The following is a 3373-nucleotide window of genomic DNA, read 5'->3' on the forward strand; positions in this document are numbered from 1 at the left end:
AGGTCTGGAGTGCGGGTGGCAGCGCGGTGACGCAGGGCTTTGATGCGTGGGGTCAGGTCTTGCAGGCATCCGGCTCGATACCGACGTATGGCTACACCGGGCGCGAGCCTGATGCCTCGGGGCTGATGTTCTACCGGGCGCGGTACTACCACCCGGGGCTGGGCCAGTTCATCAGCCGCGATCCGCTGGGGCTGGCGGCGGGGATCAATCCGTATGCGTATGCGGATGGGAATCCGGTGATGTTCAATGATCCGGAGGGGTTGTTGCCGGCGAAGCCGGGGGGGAGCTTCAGTTCCTATTGGGGGCAGATCAATGGCACAACGCGGCTCGGTGGTCTGTTCGGTATGGTGGGCGGTGGGGCGGAGATGATGGCGGGCGGAGCAACTTTCTTGTTGGGGCTCGGTGCGAGTACTACCGGTGTCGGCGCTATGGTCGGAGTGCCTGCCATGGCTGGGGGCGGTTTGGTTGCTACCCATGGACTTGATACGTTCCAAGCCGGCACGCGCCAACTCATGAGTGGCCAGGCAACGGGAACGCTTACGAGCCAAGCACTGCAAGCGATGGGAGCAAGCGAAGGCACAGCAGGCCTGATTGACGCTGGTATCGGGGTGGTTGGTTCTGCTGGAATGGGAGGTCTTGCGCGGGGTACCGAACGAGCATTGATGACCGGACTTACCAGCGATGTTGTTTCAAAATTTGCGGCCAGTCCGGCGATGGCGACGGGTGTACTTAAACAAGGGCAAGTGCGGGCGGTTCATAACAATCCCAGTTTGACTGCGCCAATGTTTGGTAACGCGGTCGAGATCCAAGTGGCCAACAGACTTGCATCGAACCCGATTCTTAGTAGTTCATTTAGCCATCTGTCAGCACCAGGAAGGGTGGCGCCAGATTTTGCATCTCGTCTTACCGGGCAGACTTTTGATATAACAACGAATACCACTCGATCATTTGCAGATCATCTCGCGAGACCTTATGGGAGTGGATTGAATATTGTTCCGTACGATAGGCCTGCAGGGTTTTCTTTTCCATGATAGAAAAGTGCATCAAAGACAAGACAATTGACGGCTATCGAGGGCCATGGTGGCCGCGCATTGTTGGCGACATAACAATCAACAATTGTGCGTTTCGGGATTGCAATATTGGCTTTGGGTTCAGCAGAGCCTTCAAGCGAAAAATCACCGTCAAAAATGTTGCCGTGAGAAAAACAAAAATTACCGGCTGCACGGTTGGTTCTGTTGCTTTGGAAAATATTGAAATTGAAGACGTATCCGGCGAACTGACAGTTTGGGGGAGCGTGCTGAAGCATGTAAAGCTAAAGGGAAAGTTTGATAGCTGGATGTTGCATGGGATTGCTGATGTCGACATGCTGGGCAGCCCATCGAAAGCTAGCGAATATTTATCTCGTTCCGATCAGTACTATGCAAGCTGTGACTGGGCTCTTGATATCTCAGAGGCTGAGTTCTTTGACTTCAGCATAAGAACGAGAGGGGTCCCTGTGGACCTGCTGCGACTTGATCCAGAAACCCAAGTAATCGTCAGGGCGCCAAGAATCAGAGATGGCAGCTGGATCGGATTGGTGAAGAAAAATGGATATGTTGATATTGGATTCAAGCTTTGGGTGAATGAAGGGCAAATGGGGGATCTTGTTGTAGTTGCCCCAAAAAGAAACCCCTTGGTATTCCAAGAGGTCATGACAGACATTAAGTGTCTTCGGGCTGCTGGAATTATTGAGTCGACCTGATTGTTCTTGAATGCAAGGACGGGTCTTTATTTAATATATGAAGAAGACAATGAAATGCCAACGAGAGGCCAGACTATTTTGGCATGACTTATTCAATTCGACCGTTTGGCCTTCGTTGTTATTGAGCCGGCTTTGTGGCTTTATTGCTCTGATGCTTGGTCTGATTTCTCCGGGGCAAGCATTTGAAATCGAGAAGCCGACGCAAAACTATGCAGAATTGTTGAGTAAATTGAGCAGCGATTGTTTGGAATTTTCTATCGTTGCAACTGGCCATGCCAGCTTCAGACCCTTTTATGAAAGGGCTTTGCCAAATCACCAGGGGCTATGTGAATGTGGTTTAAAGAAGGTAAAGAAGGACAGGCGATTGAATAGATTTTTGAATGTCGAACCCAGGTTGCACAAGAAAAGAATGGGGGAGCGCCACATGAGGGATTACGTGGGTTTTCGGATGTTTAGTGCTTACCAAACATGCATGTACGCCGATCACAAAAAGGCCCTTGGTCAATTGCCGCTGGAGGAATAGGCCATTTCGAAACCCCTATTATTGACGCGATTTTCAGATGGCTGTCGTGCGATTGAGTAATCAAAGCTTGCGTGCTGCAGGCAGAGCTATGCTCATCTTTTTCTGCGCATCTCTGGGTTGTTTTAGCAGCTCGGCGCAACAGTTTGTTCCTGGATACGCAGCCATGGTGTCCTACTATGCCGGTGTCTGCCCGGCTCTGGCGAAAGATGCTACGGACGACTTGAGAGTGTCAGCCGTTTTTAGACGAAGCCCAGCAGATATAGCGCGCGTCTGCCATTGCGCTCAAAAGGCTTTCCTGGCAGATAGGCGGCTGAGAACTTTTGTAGATGTGCCGCCGAATCTGCATGCTGCACGGCTGAGCAAAGACAGCACCCGCCAGTATGTTTCTTTGAGTTATTCAAGTTCACTGGGAAATTGCATCATGGCCGAGGTCGATTTCGCGCTTGCAAAGTATCCCTTGGATGGCGTTGGCCGCATCTCGCACCCATGAGAAAGGTTTGACTACCGGAAAGCTGGGAGGTGGTTATTGAATAGCTTCCTTGTTGACTACGGTTTGCTACTGGAACAGTTCCTGCACGGCGCGATCTCGGTGGAGGAATTCCATACGACTTACCTTGATCGATTCAAGAACGAGGCGGAACAGCTGAACGAACCACTGTTTGAATTGCTTGATGAGCTCTTCGGCGACGTCGACTCGTTCACTACGGACCAACAACTGCTGACTGATAGCCCCGGTTTCTACCTTGATGAAGTGAGACTCCGGGAGAAGGTTCAGCTCGCTGCGGTTCGCCTCTCGACCTTGAAGGCGCAAAGCTGAGTTTCCGGTGCGCAGCGTCGGTGCGGCCGACGATGCCGGCCAACGCCTGCAGGTCTGCACCAAGTTCGACACCCTGTCCCGGCCGATCGAGGTCTGGGCGGGCTCCACCACCGACACCACCCGCAGCAGCTGCGACTTTGCCGACGCCCTGCTCAAGCGCCAGCAGACCCAGGCCTGGGACGACGCCGCACGGTGCCCGGTACAGGGGCGGGTGCAGGCAACACGGGCCAGAGCCTGCTGTACAAGCGCAACGCACTAGGCCAGGTCGAGCGGGTGGAGACCCGCGACGGCA

General features: G+C 53.2%; 6 protein-coding genes. All 6 read left to right on the plus strand.

Annotated elements, in window-relative coordinates; translation table 11 throughout:
• Positions 1-1031, plus strand: a 1031-nt coding sequence (locus tag PO768_RS28275) for an RHS repeat-associated core domain-containing protein (protein WP_272648715.1), incomplete at its 5' end; no start/stop codon positions are given.
• Positions 1028-1741: a hypothetical protein gene (locus tag PO768_RS28280; protein ID WP_272648716.1), complete on the plus strand. Its 714-nt coding sequence runs from the start codon at positions 1028-1030 to the stop codon at positions 1739-1741. The genes PO768_RS28275 and PO768_RS28280, both read left to right, overlap by 4 nt.
• Before the next feature lie 49 nt (positions 1742-1790).
• Complete coding sequence (locus PO768_RS28285; RefSeq protein ID WP_272648717.1) at positions 1791-2264, plus strand: hypothetical protein; 474 nt, start codon at positions 1791-1793, stop codon at positions 2262-2264.
• Positions 2265-2352: 88 nt separating this feature from the next.
• Positions 2353-2754, plus strand: a complete 402-nt coding sequence (locus PO768_RS28290; protein ID WP_272648718.1) for a hypothetical protein — start codon at positions 2353-2355, stop codon at positions 2752-2754.
• A 36-nt stretch (positions 2755-2790) separates the two neighbouring features.
• Positions 2791-3081: a colicin immunity domain-containing protein gene (locus PO768_RS28295; protein ID WP_272648719.1), complete on the plus strand. Its 291-nt coding sequence runs from the start codon at positions 2791-2793 to the stop codon at positions 3079-3081.
• 7 nt (positions 3082-3088) lie between these two features.
• The gene (locus tag PO768_RS28300; protein WP_272648720.1) at positions 3089-3340 is read left to right on the plus strand and encodes a hypothetical protein; all 252 of its coding nucleotides are present in this window, start codon (positions 3089-3091) and stop codon (positions 3338-3340) included.
• Positions 3341-3373: the final 33 nt, after the last annotated feature.

Source organism: Paucibacter sp. XJ19-41 (assembly GCF_028462495.1).
In the GTDB taxonomy this organism is placed as follows: domain Bacteria; phylum Pseudomonadota; class Gammaproteobacteria; order Burkholderiales; family Burkholderiaceae_C; genus Roseateles_E.